This is a genomic window from Dokdonella aquatica (assembly GCF_051987395.1).
In the GTDB taxonomy this organism is placed as follows: Bacteria; Pseudomonadota; Gammaproteobacteria; order Xanthomonadales; family Rhodanobacteraceae; genus Dokdonella.
On sequence record NZ_CP197094.1, the window covers coordinates 959,121 to 978,444 of the forward strand.

Consider the following 19,324-nt stretch of genomic DNA (forward strand, 5'->3'; position numbering starts at 1 on the left):
GCGAGCATGAACCGCTCCGCGACGTGACCATGGCGCTCCCGAAAGGAGTCCGCCATGCCCGCCACGTTCCGCTTGATCGCACTCGATCACGAGCGTTTCGAAAACCTGTTCGCGCTCGACGACCGTCAGCTGCGGGCGATCGGCGCGGAGCGCCGCATCGCCGACGCGCCGACCGGCTATCCCTGCCGCGTGAGCCTCGAGGACGCCGCCGTCGGCGACGAGCTGCTCCTGCTGCCGTTCGAACACCAGCCTGCCGACTCGCCGTACCGCGCGTCGGGCCCGATCTTCGTGCGCAAGGGCGTGATACGCCGCGATCTGCCGCCCGGCGACGTACCGCCCTACGTCACGCGACGCCTCATCTCGATCCGTGCCTACGACACCGCGCACCGCATCGTCTCGGGACGCGTATGCCAAGGCGTCGACGTGGCACGCGAGCTGGAAGCCCTGTGTCTCGATCGAGCCGTTGCCTACGCGCACCTGCACAACGCCGCGTACGGGTGCTTCTCGTGTCGGGTGGAGCGCTGCTGATCGGACGTCGTCGTCAGCGCGGCACCTCGTCCCCGACATGCTTCGCACATCGTGCCGCGAGTGCTGGTAAGGCGGGCGCCCGATGTTCAGCCACAGGGTCGCCACAGATCTCGCAGATCGTCTCGGAAAGACGACTCGCGAACGCAATGAGGCCACGCTGGTAATCGGAAGCATCCGTAGCCTGGACACGCAGGGATCCGAGCTTTTCCTTGATCACGTGTACCTGCAGGCGTGCACCGCCGTTGTCGATGTCGTGCTCTAGGAGCTCGCAGAGCATGTGCACCACGGATCGCCAGCCAGGCCCGCACTGGATCCCGCGGGCGCGCAGCACATCGCTTCCAGGAAGCCGCGGATAGCGCGCGAGCAGATCTGCGGCTTCGTCATGATCCATGCGCAGGGTACCTTCCCGAAGTTGCGCGCCATCGATCGCCGCCCGATCGACCGAGGCTCATGTTCGATTGCGGGCTCACGAGCCTGCACCGGCCAGTCCCACGCCGTAGAGCGCCGCAACCCCGATCGCGTCCTCGATCATCCTCCGCCTGAGGCTTGCCGGCTTGACGACTTCGACCGATGCGGCATGGCTGCGCAGCCACCATTGCAGCTGATCCGTGTCGGCAACGGTTGCAGTGACACGCTCGAGCTCGCCGTTGCTTCCGCGGACCGGCGTGATCGTCTGGTCGGTGGACAGCCGGCACTCGCGAAGATGGCCTGCCATCCACCTGTGCACCTTGAGTTCCACGCGGATATCCCTGCCCGCAGGCATCTCGAAGGCATGCTCGCCATGGATGTAGCGCGCGAGATCGAACTCCGGGAGGATCCTCGATGGCGCGTCCAACCGTGAAGCATTGGACATGCGGTGCAACGCGAACTGGCGGACCTTGTCGTAGTCGAGGATCGCGGCGACGAGGTAGACGACGCCCTGGCGGTACACGATCCCGTGCGGGCTGAAGGCCCACCGTCTCATGTCACCGGTGTTGGCCGACACGTAGTCGGCCTCGAACTGCGTGTCATGCAGCAACGCGTCGTAGACCACGTCGCTCACCTCGTCCGCCACATCCGGTGCAAGCAGTGGCTGGCCGTTCGGAATCACGGCGATCTTCATCGACCACTGCCCGATCGGTGCCGAGCCGAACATGCCGAGGGTATGTCGCGCTTCGTTGAAGACCGGCTGCATCTGCTGGCGCATGCCGCGCGGAAGCACCGGCAGAAGATATTGCGCGAGCAGTTCGTAGGTCAGCGCCGTCGACAGCGACATCGGCGGGAACGTCACGCTCTCGCTCTTGCCCGCCCATGACCACCCCGCAGGACGGGCCTCGTCGCAGGTCAGCGCGAAGTGCTCGGCCAGCTTGTGGAGGTCGCGCTCCACGCTGCGCTTGTGGGCACTGAAACCGGCCCCCTCGAGCTTCTCGCACAAGGTCTTGATCGCGATCTTCTGCGGTGCGCGCGGGATCATGCCGAGCATGGCGAGGTAGCGCAGGCTGGTGTCGGGCATCGCGACGTTCCGGTGATGGACCGGTTCGAAGTCTAGGGCCTGTCGCGCCGGCGGGCGCGCCACCCTGGACCGCATGCGACAGCATATGTCGCATCAGGGAGGTTCAATGGAGGCCTGCCAACGAGGGATTCCCCATGCGGTCACGTGATGCCGATCTCGACGAAATCTTCGGTACGCATACCCATCTGTCCGACTTCGGCACGAACCCCTTTGGATCAAAGGCAAGCGCGCGAGCCTCGCGGCTCAAGCCCGTGCGGATCGCCTCCGCCATCGGTCGCGAGGCGGCGCTCTACGCCTTGCGGATGATCCAGAAGGGAAAGTGGCATGCGAAGCTTCTCGAACGCGGACGGTTCCGCGACGAGGATGTACTCGCATTGGTCGGCTTCGAATGGGAAGACCAAGGCGAAAGGACGAGCAGTGCAGCGGAACTCCGCGAAGCTTTCACGCATCAGGCCGCACGACTCGAAGCATCGGCCGGCAAGCAGACCGGCGTTCTGCACAGGAACATCGAGCGCTTCGCATCGATCATCGGCCTGTCGGGTGCCGAGCGGATCTTCCTGAGGTTCTGCATCGTCGCGAGCGAAGTCGGTCAGATCAGTGACCTTTTCCGCCTCGCGATCTCGTCGCAGAAGGATTTCGTGTCGAGCATCTGCGCGGCGACAGGACTTCGCCAGAAGGAGGTGCTCTCGGCCACGAGCCGTAGCTCGTCCCTGCGCCGCAGCGGCTTGCTCGAGCACTGGGGTGTGGAGTCGCGCTGGCGCGAAGAACAACTCGTTCTTTCCGCCACGGTCATCGACGCCTTGACATTGCCACGCCTCGACGAGGCAGCGCTGCTGAGGAACAGCGTCCGCAACGCTCCGAAGTCGAAGCTGCGGCTCACGGACTACACGCATGTCGAGGAGCTTCCGCTGCTGGAAAGCCATCTGCGACATGCCGTCACGCAGCGCAGGAGTGGCGTCAACATCCTGATCCACGGCAAGTCTGGCACCGGCAAGACCGAGCTCGCGAGAACCGTGGCGTCCGCGGTCGGCGCACGGCTCCACGAGGTGTCCAACGAGGACAGGGACGGCAGCACGCTTTCCGGGAGCGCGCGCATGTCCGCCTACCAGGTGTGCCAGAGCCTGCTCGCACGTCAGCAGGGGTCACTGCTGCTGTTCGACGAAGTCGAAGACGTTTTTGGGGGCGAGGGCGACCTGATCCGTAGCCTGTTCGGAAGGGACGCGGCCCGATCCGGCATGCACAAGAGCCGCATGAACGATGCGCTGGAGCAGAACGCCGTACCGGCGTTCTGGACCTGCAATTCCATCGCAGCGATCGATCCGGCCCATCTGCGCCGCTTCGACCTCGTGATCGAGCTCGGATCGCCGCCCCGCTCTGTCCGACGCGGCATCGTGGATCGCTACTTCCGCAAGGGCGAGATCTCGCAGGCATGCGCAGACCGGATCGCCGCCAACGACCTGCTCGCCCCCGCCAACGTGGAGCGCATCGCGCATGTCGCGCGGTCGATGCCCTCGACGTGCATGCAGAAGAGGGATGCGACGGCAGAACGCCTCGTACGCTCGGCGATCAAGGCGGCAGGCGGAACGCCGCCGATCATGCCGGCGGCGGCCGACGAGCACTACGACATGGCCTTCCTCAACACCGACGTCGACACCGCCGCCATCGTGCGTGCGGTCCATTCCGGTGTAGGCGCACGCCTCTGCCTGCACGGCCCGCCCGGATCGGGCAAGACCGCATTCGCGCACCACCTCGCGCAGCTGGCGGGCAAGCAGGCCCTGGTGAAGCGCGGATCCGACCTGATCAGCAAGTGGATCGGCGAGACCGAAACCCTCATCGCCGGAGCATTCGCGCAAGCCCGCAACGAAGACGCCATCCTCGTCATCGACGAAGCCGATGGCTTCCTGCGAGACAGGTCCAGCGCGCATCGAGGATGGGAAGTCACGCAGGTCAACGAGCTGCTGACACAGATGGAGGCGTTCGAAGGCATCTTCATCGCGACGACCAATTTCATGGACGGCATCGATGCAGCGGCAATGCGTCGCTTCGACTTCAAGATCCGCTTCGACTGCATGACCCGCACCCAGCGCAGAACGCTGCTGGCACGCATGAGCACGGGTGTGCGTGTAGCGGACGCAGTCCTTGAAGCGCTGGATCGCCTTGATGCGCTCACACCGGGCGACTTCGCGAACGTCGGACGCCAGCTCCGACTGCTCGGCGAAGAACCTCGCGCGTACCGCATCGTCGAGCTGCTCCAGCGCGAGGCAGCCCATAAGCCCGAAGGCCGCCGCAGCCCGATGGGATTCGTGGCATGACCATGGGCCGACACGACGCTGTGGACACGCCTACCCTCATGCCCGCCACCCCGCGGGGTCCGCTCAAGCTTTCGAAGTCGCGCGTGCAGTCCGGTCGCCAGTGCGCGAAGCGGCTGTGGCTCGAGATCCACGATCGCGACACGATGCAGTGGTCGGATGCTGCTCAGGTCCGTTTGCAGGAAGGGACGCGCTTCGGTGAACTCGCGCGCGACCTGCTCGGTGGCGGGCTTCTGATCGATGCCGACCATCGCCATCCCGAGGACGCCTTGCACCAGACCTCGGCGGCACTGGCGAAGCCGAGGCACGAGGCGCCTCGGCTGTTCGAGGCCGCGTTCGAGCATCGTGACGTGCGCGTGCGCGTGGACGCCTTCGAGAGAGGCGCGCGTGGCGATACCTTGATCGAAGTGAAGTCCACGACCCAGGTCAAGGACGAGTACCTGTGGGATTGCGCGATACAGACCTGGGTCGCGCGCGGCGCCGGGAGGAACGTGCGCAAGGTGCTCCTCGCGCTGGTCGACCGCGACTTCGTGTACCGGCGTGACGGCAACTTCGACGGCATCCTGAAGCTCGAAGACATCACCAGCGAGGTCGAAGAGCGGCTGCCGCGCATTCCCGAGATCGTCCGCCGCCTGGCGGAAATGGCCCGTGGCCCGTCGCCGGGCATCACGACCGGCCCGCAATGCCGTGCTCCGTACGAATGCCCGTTCATTGCGCACTGCCGATCCGGTGAACCGGAGCCTCCGAAGTACCCTATTGATCTGCTTCCGTACGGCCGGAAAGCCGTGGAGAAGCTCCAGGCGCTCGACTACACCGACCTGCGCAAGGTGCCGGATCATCTGCTCGACAGCGACCTCCACAAGCGAATCGGCGCGGCAACGCGGCGCGCGAAGCCGTTCGTCGCCGACGAGCTCGGGAAGATCCTTGATCAGATCCCGTTTCCGCGCTTCCACCTCGACATCGAGACCGTCAGCTTCGTGGTCCCGAGGTGGAAGGGGTCGCGCCCATTCGAGCCTCTGCCATTCCAGTTCTCCTGCCACGAGGAACGCGAGCCCGGCGATCTTCGGCATGCATCGTTCCTCGATGTCTCCGGGAGTTCGCCACTCGCTGCCTTCGCCGAGCGCCTCGTCGAGGTCCTCGGCACATCGGGTCCCGTACTGGTCTGGAACATGGCGTTCGAGAAGTCGCGCATCCTGGCCCTCGCGCAGCGATTCCCGAAGCAGCGCCGCGCACTCTCCGCCATCGCACGCCGGCTCGTCGACCTGTTGCCGATCTACCGCGAGCACTACTACCACCGCGACATGCTCGGCTCATGGTCGATCAAGGCGGTCCTGCCGACCATCGCGCCCGATCTGCGCCACGACAGACTCGACATCGCAGACGGCCAGGCGGCCCAGGCGGCGTGGCACGAAGCAAGCCATCCAGACACCACACCACGGCGTCGCGACGAACTCCGTGGGCAGATGCTCGACTATTGCGAGCGTGACACGCTGGCACTGGTCAGGCTCGCGAACTGGCGCCCCGCATCGCCCAAGCCCGGAAAGCCAGGCACATGACCAGGGAAAGAACCATGCATCTCCGCTTCGATCAGAACCAGACCCGCCGACTGCTCGCGTGGGCGGGCCACCACGCTCGCGCCGAGGTCGAGGCCGGTTGCGAGCCGGCCGGCTATACGCTGGTGATCGATGTCGCGGGTCCTTTCGGTTGCGCGGCTCATGCCGAGAAGGGATCGAGCAGCCTGGAACTCGGCGACATCATGCTCGACATCACGGAGTCGGCATGATGTCGTCACCGGACCAAGCGCTGCCTCGAGCCGAGGTTGCCCTCTGCATGGACATCGGCAACTGCCGCGAGCAGCACGATGCAGCAGGCTTCCTGGGCGAACTCGTGCAGCGTGATCGCGCGTTGCGCCACATGACATGCGCCATCGACGACACATTCTTCGTGCTCGCCGACGGTGTTGCATCGAGTCCCGCACCGGGGCAGGCGAGCAGGCTCGCGGTCACGCGCCTCATGCATGAGGTTGCGCGACACCCCGAAGCGTCATTCGACGGCATGGTCGGCCCGAAGCATGTGCGCGCCACGCAACGCCATCTCGGCGAAGCCGCTGCGAAGCGCGCCCTCCCGCGCGGGGCGTCGACCACCCTGGTCGCCGCGCATGTGCGCAGCGACGTGGTGACGTTCGTGAATACCGGGGACAGTCGCGCTTACGTGCTTCGATCCGACGGCCGGTTCGAACGCATGAGCCACGATCATACGGAACTGCAGCGCCTCCGCGACGAAGGCCAGGCTCTCGAGAGCCGCCGCTACGCGGGCCTCTACAACGCGCTGACCGACTGCCTAGTCGCCGACGAGAGCGCCAACGACTTCGCGGTACACCGCAGCAGCTCGAGGCTTCTGCCAGGCGACGCATTGATCCTCTGTACCGATGGCGTCCACGACGTCCTCGGCGAGGATGAAGCATGGTTGCCAATGCTTCGAGGTAAAACACCGCTTCAGCAAGTCGCGGCGATTCGAGAAGCCGTGTACGCTCAAGGCGCAAATGACAATTTCTCCATCATCGTCGCCAAACCAGAACGCGCCTGAATGCTCGACGTCGCCCCCCCTATTCGATCGAAAGAGGAAGATACCGTGAGCAACTCAGAGAGCAAGATGAAAATAAACGGCAGATTCGATATATTTACGGAAGGACTTCAAATTCTATGGTACGAATCCATGGAGCTTGAGATTATTCCCCTTCATGTCATTGAATCTGGATCTCCCGGCCCGATTGAGACCATCGGCAAGTACACGAGCAAGACTGATAGCCATTACTACTTCTACGAGGCCATCCTAGAACACCCTGAAAATTCGGTTATCAGAATAGATTACAATGAACGTCCGAAAGAATGGGAAGGCATGGAATGGCAGATCGAGTTTGGATCGACAGAAATACGCCTAGATAAAAATGGCGAGCCATCCTCCGTTTTCTGGAAAGGCAACGATAGCAATACCGTCGAGCTCGAGAGAAATAAGGACTGGATATATGTTCGTTCGCAAGAACCTTTTGGCCGGGTGAAGATATCGAGATCAGTTCTTAATAGACCTGATCAGAGTGCCCTCAGGAAGATACTTATTTCAGAAGTAGGTCAATGCTTGCTGACTGGCTGTGATCTGCATGCGTGCCTAGATGCGGCTCACATTGTGCCCGTCAAGTCCGGCGGTAGAGATTCAACCAGCAATACTATTCTCCTGAGATCGGATATGCATCGCTTGTTTGACGCCGGTTTGCTCTGCCTGAAGTTCTCGCATGAAGGGCTTGAGATTATGGCAGCGGAATGTGTTCGGCATTACGTCTTGGAGCAGATGAAGAACTACAATCCATGCTCATATGCTGCAAGGCATGCTGAAGCCTTGAACGAAAGATATGAGAAATATCCAAGAGCCGCCGAACTTCATCGCCTGGTGTTTAACCGATAGCAACGACCTTTAGTATTCACGGCATTCCTAAATCTATCGCAACTAATTATATAGAGCTAAAATGAAGACTATCGAAGTAAGAGAACTCGCCCGTGAGGTATTGGGCGGAAGCACCGGCCCGTACTCCCATCACATCATCGACGAGGTCTTCGAGGCCATCGAGAAAGATCCATCACTGCGTGCGCGCTACGAACATCTGTGCGCGATCCTCGACAAGAACACCGTCAACCACTGGATCGGACGCTGGACCGCGATCACGCTCGGCAAACGCGGCGAGCAGCAGGTTCCGAGTAGGCTGAGCACGCTGATCGGCTCGTACTCGATCCTCGATACCGACGCGAAGGCGAGAAAGCCCGACAGGACGGAAGCGCTCCAGCTCATGTCCGACTACAGCAGGAGCAACAAGGCGAGCCTCCCGCCACACGCCCGCGATCATCGCGAAGCGATTCTCGACCTCATCATGGAGGGCGTCCCGGTCGAGGAAGCCTTCGCCGAAGCCCTTCGTGCAGGAGCCTGAGCCCGGTCGGTGCCGCTCGGAAACACTCCTTGGTTTTGGTCGAGAGAGAAGCTCAGCGTCGACTCACTCTGGAAAGGCACGCATTCGTCGAGCAAGTGGCGGGCATGACGGTTGGCGACCGACATCCGGCACGCTACATCATCATGCCCGCTTCCTCAGCGCATCGCGTGCCACGCCTCCGGCAGCAGCCCGAACGCACCGAGCGCCATCCACACGGCCATCGCGATCATCATGAGGTTCTCGGCCAGTGACACGGCGCCGAGCGGCACCTTGCCTGCACCCCCGACGCAGGCGCAGCGCAATTCGCGTCGATCGACGTAGACGGCCTTGAACACCGACACGGCGCCGATGCCGCCGATGACGAGCGCGACGGGCACCGACAGCCACGTGAGTGCGCCCGCGACCATGAGCACGCCTGCGAACCCTTCGGCGAACGGGTAGACGTAGGCATATGGCACCCAGCGGCGCGCGAGCAGGTCGTAGTTGAGGAACATCGTCGCGAAGCGCTCGAGGTCCTGCAGCTTGAGCAGCGCGAGCACGACCATGCTGAAGCCGATGAACCACTCGGCCGCGCGCAGCGTGAACGGCGTACCGTGGATCGCGTAACTCGCCGCGAGCGCCATGAGCAGGGTCATGCCGAACAGCGCGGCCACGGGCCGGTACGACGGCGTGTCCGGATCGGCGACGCGCTTGCCGAGACGGCGGCGCAACTCGTCGTAGCCGCCGATGCGCTCGCCGTCGATGAACACCTGCGGCGTCGTCCTGACGCCGTGCTCGGCCTTGAAGGCGTCAACGGCCTCGCGCGACGTGAGCCATCGATCCTCGACCGTGAAGCCCTCGCGGCGCAGCAGGTGCCTCGCCTTGAGGCCATACGGACAGACGTGGCGCTCCATGACCATGCGAACCAACGTGGCGACCTTGCGCGGCGGTGACGGCGACGTGCTCATGCGGAACTCCTGCGCCGGAGGCTTGCGTCCGGCCTGCAGCGATCCTACGTTCCGTACCATGGTACGGAGTCAAGTCATGGGCATGGCGATCGGCGCGTTCGCCGAAGCGGGTGGCGTCGGTGTCGAGACGGTGCGCTACTACCAGCGCAAGGGGCTGCTCGATACGCCGACCGGCGGGCACGGCGTGCGTCGCTACGGCGACGACGATCTGCGCCGCCTGCGCTTCATCCGCACCGCGCAGCGCGCGGGCTTCGCGCTCGAGGAGATCCGCGAGCTGCTCGCCCTCGATGCAGGCCGCGACCATCGACGTGCGCGCGATCTCGCCCTCGCGAAGATCGCGCGCCTCGACGAGCAGATCGCCGACATGCAGCGTGCACGCGACGCGCTGCGCACGCTGGCACGACGCTGCGCACGCGAGGATGCAGGCCCCTGCCCGATCCTCGCGGCGTTCGACGACGCGGCTCGATGACGGACGATCGGCGGCATCCGTGCGGATGCCGCCGCGCACCTGCAGACGAAGATCCGCGTGAACCCACGTCGCCTCAGGGCTGGTAGATCTCCACGCCGGCGCCGGCGACGTCGATCGTGACGTCCACGGGCGCGTCGCCGAGGTTCTTCCAGTACCAGCCGTGCGTGCCGGTGAACGGCGCGACGAACGTGCCCGCGGCACTCTCCTGCGCACGCTCGACCGCGTAGCTCGTCCACGCGTTCTTCGCATCGGGACGCTCGCCGTGCATGTCGACCGCGATGGGAGCGGTCGCGAGCCAGCTGAAGACGAGGCCTTGCCCTTGCTCGAGCGCAGCCTTCACCTCGACGCCTTTGCCCGGCGCGAGCGAGACGGTCATCGTCCTGCGCGAAAGACTGCCCGACGTCGGCGACAGCGCCGCGGCGTCGAACGACTGGCCCTTGGATTCGCCGAACGCGGACTTGGCGTTCGCGGCGAGCACGGCGTCGCGATCGGTGGCGGGCGCGGCGGCCGGCGCCGAGTCCGGTGCATCGTTCACGGCGTCCACGTCGTGAAGCGCATCGAGTCCGAGGAGGCGGCCCGTGCCGACGGGATCGATGCCGAACTCGGCCGGCATCACCACCGTGACGAGCAGGGCACCGGCGACGAGGATCGAGACGATCGTGGCGCGCACGAGTCGGCGCGAGGAAGGAAGATTATGAAGCGGGATCGAGGACATGGGGGTTCCTTTCACGAGACGACATAGCCGGTGATCTGGTAGCCCATGAGCAGGAAGCCTGCGGTCATGAGCACGACGTTGGCGCCGAAGGCCTGCCTTCCGAACGACGCACGGCGTCGCCAGAACCCCATCACGATGAGGATGCCCGCGAGCGCGAGCAGCTGGCCGATCTCGACGCCGAGGTTGAACGCGAGCATGTTCGGCACGAGGCCGTCGGGCGACAGCGAGAAATCTTGCAGCTTGGTCGCGAGGCCGAGGCCGTGGAACAGGCCGAACACGAGCACGGCGATGCGGTTGTCCGGCTGGATGCCGAACCAGCGCCGGAATGCGCCGAGGTTGTCGAGCGCCTTGTAGACCACCGAGAGGCCGATGATCGCGTCGATCACGTACGGATCGACGTGGAAGCCGCCGAGCACGCCGGCCAGCAGCGTGACGCTGTGCCCGACCGCGAACAGCGTGACATAGAGGCCGACGTCGCGCATGCGGTGCAGGAAGAACACGACGCCGAGCAGGAACAGCAGGTGGTCGTATCCCGTGACCATGTGCTTGGCGCCGAGGTAGGTGAAGGTCACGAGCTGAACGCCCGTGCTCTGTTCGAGGAACTGCTGGTCGCCGCCGCTCACGCCGTGCGCGAACGCGAGTCCTGGTAGCAAGGACACCACGGCGGGGATCAGCCAGCGGCCGATCCCGGGTAGAGCGCACACGAGCATCGCCGTGTCGCGTGGAGACGTACTGGAACGCATGGAGGCTCCTGGTGACGGCGCACGACGGCGCCGGAGGCCTGCGACAGCGCGTGCCGTCGCGAACCCGTGGTGATGCGGAAGGGCATGAACGATCCAGGCAGTGCATCCGTGTCGTGACGGCGCACGACAGCGACCCGTCGGCGAGGTCGATACCTCGGGTGAACGAACGGACGGCACGCAGGGATCGATGCCGCCGGGACGGAACGCCTCGGCGGTGATCGCGGAGGTCAGCCGATCGGTGGCCGGAACGGTGTCACGGCCTGCACGGACGCGAACATGGCCGGCGCCCACACGGAAGGCTTCACGTCATCGAAGTGCGGCTTCGCCGCTTCGACTTCGACCACGAGCGTCGCGAGCGTGATGCCGTCGGCGTGGTGGAACAGGCCGTGGCCTCCGAGGCCACGTTGCAAGGCGTCGTCATCGGAGGTCGCGTCGTCGCGACCGTCGCAGGCCCCGATCTGCGCATGATCGTGGCCGTGCGCGACGAGCGCCGCGTTCATTGCGTGGTCGGCCGCGTGGAGCTCGCCGACCAGATGCAGCCCCGCACGTCCAAGCATGCCGACGACGAGCAGCATCGCGAGGACGATGCGGAACGTGTTCGACGACGTGGCGCGCGTGGCGGGCATCCATGAAGGCTATGCCACGCCGACGCAGCGGGGCAAGCTCGAACGATTCGTCCCTGCGAGGCCTCGGCGCACCATTGCCGGATCGTCGCGCGGAGACGTCGCCCGACGAAATGGCCAAGAGAACCGCCATGCACGCAACGTGGCCATGACTCTCAGACGCCCAGGCCGAGGCCGATGTCGACACCGAGCAGGATGAGCACGCCGAACAGCGCGAACAGGAACGCCGCGACGAAGCGCATCTTCGACAGCGGGAAGCGCTTGGCGAGCTTGTCGCCGACGAGCACGGCCGGCACGTTCGCGGCCATCATGCCGAGCGTCGTGCCGATCGAGACCATCGCGAGGTTGGCGTACTGCGCGCCGAGCGCGACGGTCGCGAGCTGGGTCTTGTCGCCCATCTCGGCGAGGAAGAACAACACGACCGTGGTCGCGAACGCGCCGTGGCGGGACGGCTTCGCGTCGTCGTCGTCGAGCGTGTCGGGAATCAGCGCCCATGCCGCGAACGCGAGGAAGGCCAGGCCGAGGATCCAGCGCATGATGTCGGCGCCGACATTCGCGGCGACCCAGTCGCCGACCGCGGCGGCGAACAGGTGGTTGACGATCGTGGCGACGAAGATGCCGGCGATGATGCGCCCGTGCTGGCCGGCGAAGCGTGCGGCGAGCACGAACGAGAGCAGCTGGGTCTTGTCGCCGATTTCGGCGATCGCGACCATGCCGAACGAGGCGATGAGGGCGTCCAAGGGATTGTCCTGAGGGGCCGGCGAAAAAATACCAATGACCCTGCCGTCCATCGCCGGCCCCGGCTGTGGACAACAAGGTCAAAGGTCTCGCTCAGCAGATGCCGCCGACGCCATGGTCTGTGGACCAAGTGTGTTGACGTCGGCTCCTCTTTGCAGAGGCGGCTACTCCCCGATGACGCGGCGATTGTACCCCCGCCCCGGACGGCGGACAACCGGGCCGGCGTCCCGGGAATCCGCGCTTCACGCTTCTTCACATGGCGCACATCACGCGCTGACGCGCCGCGCCCACGCTTCGGCCTGCGGGAATCCTCCCGCGTCCCGAAAGGAGTCTTCCCATGTCCCTCGCCTGGCGATCCGCGATCCTCGGTGTCTTCCTCGGCGTGGCCGCATCGGCCATCGCCGTGCACGCGCACGGCGAACCCCACGCCGGTCCGCATGCCGGCGCCCGTCCGTCCGACCTGCTCTCGGCGGCGGGCCGGCCCGCCGAACTCGCCGCGCGCAGCCGACAGCTCGCGGCGCACATCTGCGAGGTGATCGAGGCGGGCGACGCGTGCACGCTGCCGGCGCTGGCCGAGCGCGCTGAGGCCGACCTGCAAGGCCTCGCCGCGCGCGAGGCCGAGGCGCAGTCCGCGCTGCACCACGCCCTGCTCGCACCGTCGCTCACGGAGAGCGCGTGGACCGGCGTGAAGGACGAGCAGATCGCGCTGCTCGACGTGGCGGGCCGACGCTACCTGCGCTTCCTCGCCGACGCCGCGGCCACGCTCGATGCCGAGCAGAAGCGCCGGTTCGCGCACTGACGCGCGCATCCGGCTAGGCTGGCGCTTTCGCACGCGGACCACGCCATGGGCCCACGCATCCTCGTCCTCGAAGACGACCGCCGGCTCGCGGGCATGATCGTCGAGTACCTCAACGCGTCGGGGTTCGCCGCGACCACGGACGCGACCGCGCACACCGCGCTGTCGCGCCTGCGGTCGGGCAGCTTCGATGCGCTCGTGCTCGACCTCATGCTGCCCGATGCCGACGGACTCGACGTGTGCAGGCAGCTGCGCGCCGACGCATCGCTGCGCGGGCTGCCCGTGGTCATGCTCACCGCGCGTGGCGACACGGCCGATCGCATCGTCGGCCTCGAACTCGGTGCGGACGACTACCTCGCCAAGCCGTTCGAGCCGCGCGAACTCGTGGCCCGGCTGCGCGCGGTGATGCGGCGTGGCGCTTCCGGTACTACGGGCGCCGGCCAGCCGGTGCTGCGTTTCGGGCGCCTCGAGATCGATCGCGACGCGTTCCAGGCACGCCTCGACGAGGCCGTCGTGGCGCTGACCGCGCACCAGTTCGCGCTGCTCGTGGTGCTCGCGGAGCACGCCGGGCGCGTGCTCGGCCGTGACGCCCTGCTCGATGCGATGCGCGGACGCAGCGGCGACGGCTTCGATCGCTCGATCGACGTGCACGTCTCCAAGCTGCGGCAGGCCATCGAGGACGATCCCAAACAGCCGAAGCGCCTGCTCACCGTGCGCGGCGCCGGCTACGTGTTCGCACGCGCGCAGGACTGAGGCGATGAAACTTCCGCACCTGTTCCAGCGCTTCTACCTGCTGCTGCTCGGCTGCCTGCTCACCTACCTCGTGATGGGCATGATCGTGCGGCACGGCTGGACGCAGCTCGGCCCCGTGACGGGGACGATCGCGCTCGTGACGCTCGCGATGCTGGTCAGCGCAGCGGCGTATCCGCTCGCGCGCCGCCTCGGCGGACGACTCGACCGCCTGCGCGACGCCGTGCGCGCGTTCGGCGAAGGCGACCTCGCACGCCGCGCGGTGGTCGAGGGCAGCGACGAGATCGCCGCGCTCGCGAGCGGCTTCAACGTCGCCGGCGAACGCATCGAGCGACTGCTGCACGCCCACCGGCAGCTGCTCGCGAACGCGAGCCACGAACTGCGCACGCCGCTCGCGCGCATCCGCCTCAGCGTGGAGCTGCTCGCCGAGCGCGACGACGCCACGCGGCGTGCCGACCTCGTGCGCGACATGCGCGAGCTCGACGACCTGCTCGAGGAAATCCTGCTGTCGAGCCGGCTCGATGCGGAGCTTCCGCTCGCGGCAGAGGACGACGTCGACGTGCTCGGCCTCGTCGCCGAGGAAGCGTCGCGCTATCCCGATGTCGACGTGTCGCCTGGTGACACACCCGTCGATGCCGGCGCGCACCTCGCCTCGGCCGACCCGCGCCTGCTGCGCAGGCTCGTGCGCAACCTGCTCGAGAACGCGCATCGCCACGGACGAGCGCCGATCCGTATCGAGGTGGTGCCATCGGCGTCGACGCTCCGCATCGTCGTCGACGACAGCGGCACCGGCATCGACGCCGCGGACCGCACGCGCATCTTCGAGCCGTTCTTCCGCAGCCGCGCGCATCGCGAGAACGTCGGCAGCGGACTCGGCCTCGCCCTGGTCCGGCAGATCGCCGAGCGCCACGGCGGCCATGTGTCCTGCGACACGAACGCGCACGGCGGCGCGCGCTTCGTCGTGGCATTGCCGCGACCGAGCCGCATGCAGGGCTGAGCGTCCCGCGCGATTGATCACCGCGGGATATCAATTCAGCGATCCGCGAGCATTCCTCCACATATCCACACACCGGTCACGGCGTACGTCTACATGTAGTCGTGCGGTAATGATATGGAGGCGCGCCGGAGCGTCCCGCCGGAACCCGTGCGCGAGATGATCCCGCCGGGATCGGGCGAGGTGCCGCCGTCGCGTCGAGACCACTTCATGCCGCACCATCCACGCACTGCCATGGATCCTTCCGGAACAAGGCCCGATCAACGATGACCGCCCGCTACTTCTTCGGCATCTTCCCGCTCGACGACGAGCGCGATGCGTTCGCGGAGGCCGCATGGCGCCAGAGCGAACGGCGCGGAATCGAGGTGACGCTGATCCACCCCGCCGACCTGCATCTGCCGCTAGCCAAGGGGCCCGACAGCGACAAGCGGCAGCCCCACCTCGAGGGTCGGCTGGTCGAGATCGGATCGGCCGTCCGCTTCCGGCCGGGCACGCTGGCCTTCAACCGGGTCGACGAGCATCTCGACGCCTCGGGGGCGAGAACCTGCACGTTCGTCGCGGGCGCCTCGCCGCGGTCGATCCTCGATGCAGCCGCGCTGCTGTCTCGCGCCTGTGCCGTGCATGCGCCCCCTTCGCAGACAGCGTGGACGCCGCATGTCACGTGGGGCATCGTCCCGACCTCCGCATCCGGCAAGCACATCCCCGCGAGTCCGCTCGACCGCCCCCTCGACATGACGCTGCTCGGCTTCGCGCTCGCCTGGGGGCCCCTCCAGGGTCCTTGCATGCGCATCGCGGAATGGACCCAGATGGTGCTCTAGGATGGCCGGGGCGCCATCCGAAGCGTCCCTTCGTGCCGATCGGCGCGCCGGCACCGCAGGACGAACGCATGTCGAAGCATCCGCACATCCTCAATGCCGCCTCGAACCTGCTCGGCATCGCGCTCATCATCGTCACGGGCCTGCACGTCACGCAGTACAGCCAGCGCTCGATGGCGGACGAAGTCGCACTCGTGTCCGCGCTGCTCCTCGGCCTGAGCTGCCTGTTCTCCTACATCGCGATCCGCGGGGAACCCGCGGTCTCAGGCTTCGAGATCTGGGCGGACCGTGCCTTCCTGTGCGGCCTGCTGTCCATCCTCGTCGCCGTGGACCTGTTCGCGATCGCCGAGGGATGAAGGGCACGCCGCGCGCGACATGCAGGGATCGGCACGGGATGGTGGTCCGGCCCGCGCCGCGACGTGGTGAACAAACGTTGCGGCAGGCGTCCTTCCCGTCGGTCCTTCAAGCAGGCGCCGCATAATCGCCGATTGGCGATCAAGGGCGCGGCCCGTGCGGCGTTTCAACCTCCTTCTCGCGACGCTCGCCGTGCATGCAGGTCTCGCGTCGTGCACGTCGTCGGCCGAAAGCCTGCGCCACCACGTCGACGAGGCCGCCTATATCTACGACGAGGGCATCCGGCTCGCGACGATCCAGGCGTGTACGACCTCGGATCCGACCGGGCGCGCCGAGTACGAGGCCCTGCCCGCCTGCCGGCGGGCCCGAGAGATCGACGAGGCGATCAGGCACGGCTGGAAGCCGACGCACTGAGGCGCCTACCTGCCAAGGCCACGCCGACGAGCGGCGCCACGCCCGGCCACGCATCCCGATACGCGTGGGGCCCTTGCGATCAGGTCGCCGCCGGGCGGCCGTACCGCGCAGCCTCGTCCGGATCGAACATCGACACGCCGCCGAGCGCCGTCGTCGCGGGCACCTCGTCCTGCAGCACGTCCCAGTGCTCGGCGAGTCGTCCGGCCTCGATGCGGAAAAGGTCGACGACCACCTGCGGCGACTCCGCCCAGCCACGGATGCGGCCGTGGATCGCGACGAGATCGCCTTCGGCGACCACGAGGCCCGGCTCGTAGTGCACGTCGGGCGGCAGGTCCGCGACGAGGGCCTGCAGCGCGTCTCGGCCTTGCGGAATACCGGGATTGTGCTGTCGGTAGTCCGCCGCGTAGAGCCGCTCCACGGCGGACGCATCGCGACGCTGGAACAGCGCCGTCATCGCCTCGAGCACGAGCGCCTTGTTGCACCGCGGGCGATCGTCGGCGACATGCCGTGCGGGCTGCACGATGGTGATCGTGCCGGTCATGCGCAGGAAGCGGCCGTCCGCCAACGTGGCGTACGCGTGCACGAAACCGGCATCGTGATCCTGCACGTTCACGACCGTCGCGCCATCGGCCTCCCGCCAGCTCACGACGAAACGGCCACCGCCGAGCGGCACCACCTCGATGCCGACGGTTTCGGTGCGCGCGAATGCGGCCTCCGCGATCTCGAATCGCAATTGCGTGGTGGACAGCAAGGTCACGCGCGCGCGGAATGCCGGGTAGGCGACCTCCATCACCAGCCCGACGGGGAAGGCATCGATCGACATGGTCGTGGCCCGGGTCTCGAAAAAGGAGGATCAAACGGATGGCGCGCCGCATCGACGCGCCATGCGCGTCGGAATCAGCCCGCGGCCTTCGGCACGGGCGTGTTGAGCAGTTGCTGCTCCCACAGGTAGGCGATGCCGCTGCCCGCGGCATGGTGCTTGATCACGTCGGTGAGTTCGGCCGCGTGCTCGCTGCGCGCCCAGTCGCGCTGCCATTCGGCGGCGAGCGCGAGCCACGTCATCATGTTCGCGCCGGCCGCGATCATGCGCTGGATCGCGACCTCGTGCGCCTCGACCGAGACCGCGCCCGAGGCGTCGGTGATCACGGTCACGTCCCAGCCTTCGCCGAGCGCCTGGATGACCGGCATCGCGACGCAGATCTCGGTCCACAGGCCGGCGATGACCAGCTGCTTGCGGCCGGTCGCCTCGACCGTCTCGACCACCTTGCGGTCTTCCCAGGTGTTGATGAAGGTGCGGTCGATGACGGCCTGGCCCGGGAACACGTCGGTGATCTGCGGAAAGATCAGGCCGCCGCGATCGGCGACCACGCTGGTCAGGATGGTCGGCACATTGAAGGCCTTCGCGGACTTCGCGAGCGCCGTCGCGTTGTTGACCACGGCCTGCGGGTCATGGCTGTTGAGGTTGGCGAGCTGGTAGGGCTGGTGGTCGATGAGCACGAGCACCGAGTCTTCGGGACGCAGGAGCGAAGCGAGGCCGTTGCGGAACGTCATGGGGTTGTCCTCCAAGGGGTCAGGATGCGGCGTGCGACGACGCGCGGCGAATGGCGTGTCGTGCGGAACACGCACCTTGTCAGCCCGCTGCACGGCGCGGTAGCACACGCTGGCGTGCCGCTGTGTCGCGTTTCGCGGAACGCCGGGCGCGTCGCGTTTCGTGGCAGGCTGTGTTGCCGGAACGGGAACACCACGTGGACATCGAAGCCCTGCGCACCTTCGTCGAAGTCGCCGATGCCGGCGGCGTGTCGCCCGCGGCGCGTCGGCTCGGCGTCGCCAAGTCGGTCGTGAGCCGGCATCTCGCCCGGCTCGAGGCCGAGCTCGGCGTGCAGCTGCTTGCGCGCACGACACGCGGTGCGTCGCTGACCGAAGCCGGCGCGACGTTCCGCGAGCACGCCGCGCGCATCTGCAACGAGGTCGACACGGCGATGGAGACGCTGCTGCCGAGCGGCGAGCTGCGCGGCCGCCTGCGCATCGCCGCGCCGCTGTCGTTCGGCCCCACGCACCTCGCGCCCGTGCTCGCGGACATGGCGCGCCGGCACCCGCAGCTGCATGTGCACACGTGCTACAGCGACCGCTTCGTCGATCTCGTGAGCGAAGGCTTCGACTGCGCGATCCGCATCGGCTATCTGCAGGATTCGAACCTCGTCGCGCGGCGCGTCGGGCCGCTGTACGGCAAGCTCGTCGCGAGCCCGGCCTACATCGAAGCACACGGTGCGCCGGAGACACCGGACGAGCTCGCCTCGCACGAAGCGCTCATGCAGGGCACGGAAGCCTGGATGTTCCTGGACGGCGAGCGCACCGTGACAGTGCATCCGCGCGGCCGCTTCAAGGCCGACAACGCGACCGCGCTGGTCGCCGCCGCAGTCGCCGGACTCGGCGTGGCGTGGCTGCCCGATGGCATCACCGACGACCACGTGGCATCGGGTGCGCTCGTGCCGGTCATGACGCGCTACCCGCCGCCACCGGCCGGCATCTACGTCGTGCGCCCACCCGGACCGCATCCGTCGCGCAAGGTGCGCGCACTCACCGAGTTGCTGATCGCATGCTTCGACCACGCCACGCACGATGCGGGAGCGCCTCCGTGACGCAGCCGATCCCATCGTGCAG

The 19,324-nt window shown here is 66.7% G+C and carries 24 protein-coding genes and 1 riboswitch; of the genes, 15 read left to right on the top strand and 9 right to left on the bottom strand.

Translation table 11 applies throughout. The annotated features are described in order from the left end of the window. Positions 1–54 precede the first annotated feature (54 nt). Positions 55–528 (top strand): DUF1203 domain-containing protein, encoded by a 474-nt coding sequence (locus ACQQ2N_RS04220; RefSeq protein ID WP_440224431.1) that lies wholly within the window; start codon positions 55–57, stop codon positions 526–528. A gap of 13 nt (positions 529–541) precedes the next feature. Here the strand turns inward: ACQQ2N_RS04220 and ACQQ2N_RS04225 are convergent, their stop codons facing one another. Continuing rightward, complete coding sequence (locus ACQQ2N_RS04225) at positions 542–919, bottom strand: hypothetical protein (RefSeq protein WP_440224432.1); 378 nt, start codon at positions 917–919, stop codon at positions 542–544. A gap of 75 nt (positions 920–994) precedes the next feature. Further along, on the bottom strand, positions 995–2,020 hold the full coding sequence (locus tag ACQQ2N_RS04230; RefSeq protein ID WP_440224433.1) for a helix-turn-helix transcriptional regulator: 1,026 nt from the start codon (positions 2,018–2,020) through the stop codon (positions 995–997). A gap of 134 nt (positions 2,021–2,154) precedes the next feature. Between ACQQ2N_RS04230 and ACQQ2N_RS04235 the strand changes: the two genes are divergently transcribed. The 6 genes from ACQQ2N_RS04235 (at position 2,155) to ACQQ2N_RS04260 (ending at position 8,305) form a co-directional block, all read left to right on the top strand. Further along, positions 2,155–4,332, top strand: coding sequence for an AAA family ATPase (locus ACQQ2N_RS04235; RefSeq protein WP_440224434.1), 2,178 nt, complete (start codon positions 2,155–2,157; stop codon positions 4,330–4,332). Positions 4,333–4,334: 2 nt separating this feature from the next. Further along, positions 4,335–5,885 (top strand): DUF2779 domain-containing protein, encoded by a 1,551-nt coding sequence (locus tag ACQQ2N_RS04240; protein ID WP_440224435.1) that lies wholly within the window; start codon positions 4,335–4,337, stop codon positions 5,883–5,885. Positions 5,886–5,899: 14 nt separating this feature from the next. Continuing rightward, positions 5,900–6,112: a hypothetical protein gene (locus ACQQ2N_RS04245; protein WP_440224436.1), complete on the top strand. Its 213-nt coding sequence runs from the start codon at positions 5,900–5,902 to the stop codon at positions 6,110–6,112. A gap of 47 nt (positions 6,113–6,159) precedes the next feature. After that, positions 6,160–6,915: a PP2C family protein-serine/threonine phosphatase gene (locus ACQQ2N_RS04250; RefSeq protein WP_440224437.1), complete on the top strand. Its 756-nt coding sequence runs from the start codon at positions 6,160–6,162 to the stop codon at positions 6,913–6,915. A 45-nt stretch (positions 6,916–6,960) separates the two neighbouring features. Then, a complete protein-coding gene (locus ACQQ2N_RS04255) occupies positions 6,961–7,788 on the top strand; it encodes an HNH endonuclease (RefSeq protein ID WP_440224438.1) in 828 nt (275 codons plus the stop codon). A gap of 61 nt (positions 7,789–7,849) precedes the next feature. Then, positions 7,850–8,305, top strand: a complete 456-nt coding sequence (locus ACQQ2N_RS04260) for a hypothetical protein (RefSeq protein ID WP_440224439.1) — start codon at positions 7,850–7,852, stop codon at positions 8,303–8,305. A 155-nt stretch (positions 8,306–8,460) separates the two neighbouring features. On the opposite strand, the gene ACQQ2N_RS04265 is transcribed toward ACQQ2N_RS04260, so the two are convergent. After that, positions 8,461–9,252: a glutaredoxin family protein gene (locus ACQQ2N_RS04265; RefSeq protein WP_440224440.1), complete on the bottom strand. Its 792-nt coding sequence runs from the start codon at positions 9,250–9,252 to the stop codon at positions 8,461–8,463. Between the two features lie 76 nt (positions 9,253–9,328). Here ACQQ2N_RS04265 and ACQQ2N_RS04270 point away from each other — a divergent pair, with 76 nt between their 5' ends. Next, entirely contained in the window at positions 9,329–9,721 is a 393-nt protein-coding gene (locus ACQQ2N_RS04270; RefSeq protein ID WP_440224441.1) for a MerR family transcriptional regulator, read from the top strand. 73 nt (positions 9,722–9,794) lie between these two features. Here the strand turns inward: ACQQ2N_RS04270 and ACQQ2N_RS04275 are convergent, their stop codons facing one another. From ACQQ2N_RS04275 to ACQQ2N_RS04290, 4 genes are all read right to left on the bottom strand, one after another. Further along, positions 9,795–10,436 (bottom strand): hypothetical protein, encoded by a 642-nt coding sequence (locus ACQQ2N_RS04275; RefSeq protein WP_440224442.1) that lies wholly within the window; start codon positions 10,434–10,436, stop codon positions 9,795–9,797. A gap of 11 nt (positions 10,437–10,447) precedes the next feature. Beyond that, positions 10,448–11,179, bottom strand: a complete 732-nt coding sequence (locus ACQQ2N_RS04280) for a HupE/UreJ family protein (protein ID WP_440224443.1) — start codon at positions 11,177–11,179, stop codon at positions 10,448–10,450. Positions 11,180–11,406: 227 nt separating this feature from the next. Continuing rightward, on the bottom strand, positions 11,407–11,805 hold the full coding sequence (locus ACQQ2N_RS04285) for a hypothetical protein (RefSeq protein WP_440224444.1): 399 nt from the start codon (positions 11,803–11,805) through the stop codon (positions 11,407–11,409). A 152-nt stretch (positions 11,806–11,957) separates the two neighbouring features. Further along, entirely contained in the window at positions 11,958–12,542 is a 585-nt protein-coding gene (locus ACQQ2N_RS04290; protein ID WP_440224445.1) for a TMEM165/GDT1 family protein, read from the bottom strand. Between the two features lie 6 nt (positions 12,543–12,548). After that, a riboswitch (yybP-ykoY riboswitch) is annotated at positions 12,549–12,725 on the bottom strand. Between the two features lie 152 nt (positions 12,726–12,877). On the opposite strand from ACQQ2N_RS04290, the gene ACQQ2N_RS04295 reads away from it, so the two are divergent. The 6 genes from ACQQ2N_RS04295 to ACQQ2N_RS04320 all read left to right on the top strand — a co-directional run bounded on the left by ACQQ2N_RS04295 (position 12,878) and on the right by ACQQ2N_RS04320 (position 16,663). After that, positions 12,878–13,339 (top strand): hypothetical protein, encoded by a 462-nt coding sequence (locus tag ACQQ2N_RS04295; RefSeq protein ID WP_440224446.1) that lies wholly within the window; start codon positions 12,878–12,880, stop codon positions 13,337–13,339. A gap of 45 nt (positions 13,340–13,384) precedes the next feature. Next, complete coding sequence (locus tag ACQQ2N_RS04300; RefSeq protein WP_440224447.1) at positions 13,385–14,089, top strand: response regulator; 705 nt, start codon at positions 13,385–13,387, stop codon at positions 14,087–14,089. A gap of 4 nt (positions 14,090–14,093) precedes the next feature. After that, the gene (locus ACQQ2N_RS04305; protein ID WP_440224448.1) at positions 14,094–15,083 is read left to right on the top strand and encodes a sensor histidine kinase; all 990 of its coding nucleotides are present in this window, start codon (positions 14,094–14,096) and stop codon (positions 15,081–15,083) included. Positions 15,084–15,346: 263 nt separating this feature from the next. Further along, on the top strand, positions 15,347–15,898 hold the full coding sequence (locus tag ACQQ2N_RS04310) for a 2'-5' RNA ligase family protein (RefSeq protein WP_440224449.1): 552 nt from the start codon (positions 15,347–15,349) through the stop codon (positions 15,896–15,898). A 68-nt stretch (positions 15,899–15,966) separates the two neighbouring features. After that, entirely contained in the window at positions 15,967–16,251 is a 285-nt protein-coding gene (locus ACQQ2N_RS04315; protein ID WP_440224450.1) for a hypothetical protein, read from the top strand. Positions 16,252–16,405: 154 nt separating this feature from the next. Next, positions 16,406–16,663 (top strand): hypothetical protein, encoded by a 258-nt coding sequence (locus ACQQ2N_RS04320; RefSeq protein WP_440224451.1) that lies wholly within the window; start codon positions 16,406–16,408, stop codon positions 16,661–16,663. Between the two features lie 79 nt (positions 16,664–16,742). On the opposite strand, the gene ACQQ2N_RS04325 is transcribed toward ACQQ2N_RS04320, so the two are convergent. After that, positions 16,743–17,486, bottom strand: a complete 744-nt coding sequence (locus ACQQ2N_RS04325; protein ID WP_440224452.1) for a nuclear transport factor 2 family protein — start codon at positions 17,484–17,486, stop codon at positions 16,743–16,745. Positions 17,487–17,560: 74 nt separating this feature from the next. After that, positions 17,561–18,214 (bottom strand): hydrolase, encoded by a 654-nt coding sequence (locus tag ACQQ2N_RS04330; protein ID WP_440224453.1) that lies wholly within the window; start codon positions 18,212–18,214, stop codon positions 17,561–17,563. Between the two features lie 194 nt (positions 18,215–18,408). Between ACQQ2N_RS04330 and ACQQ2N_RS04335 the strand changes: the two genes are divergently transcribed. Next, positions 18,409–19,302 (top strand): LysR family transcriptional regulator, encoded by an 894-nt coding sequence (locus ACQQ2N_RS04335; protein ID WP_440224454.1) that lies wholly within the window; start codon positions 18,409–18,411, stop codon positions 19,300–19,302. Positions 19,303–19,324: the final 22 nt, after the last annotated feature.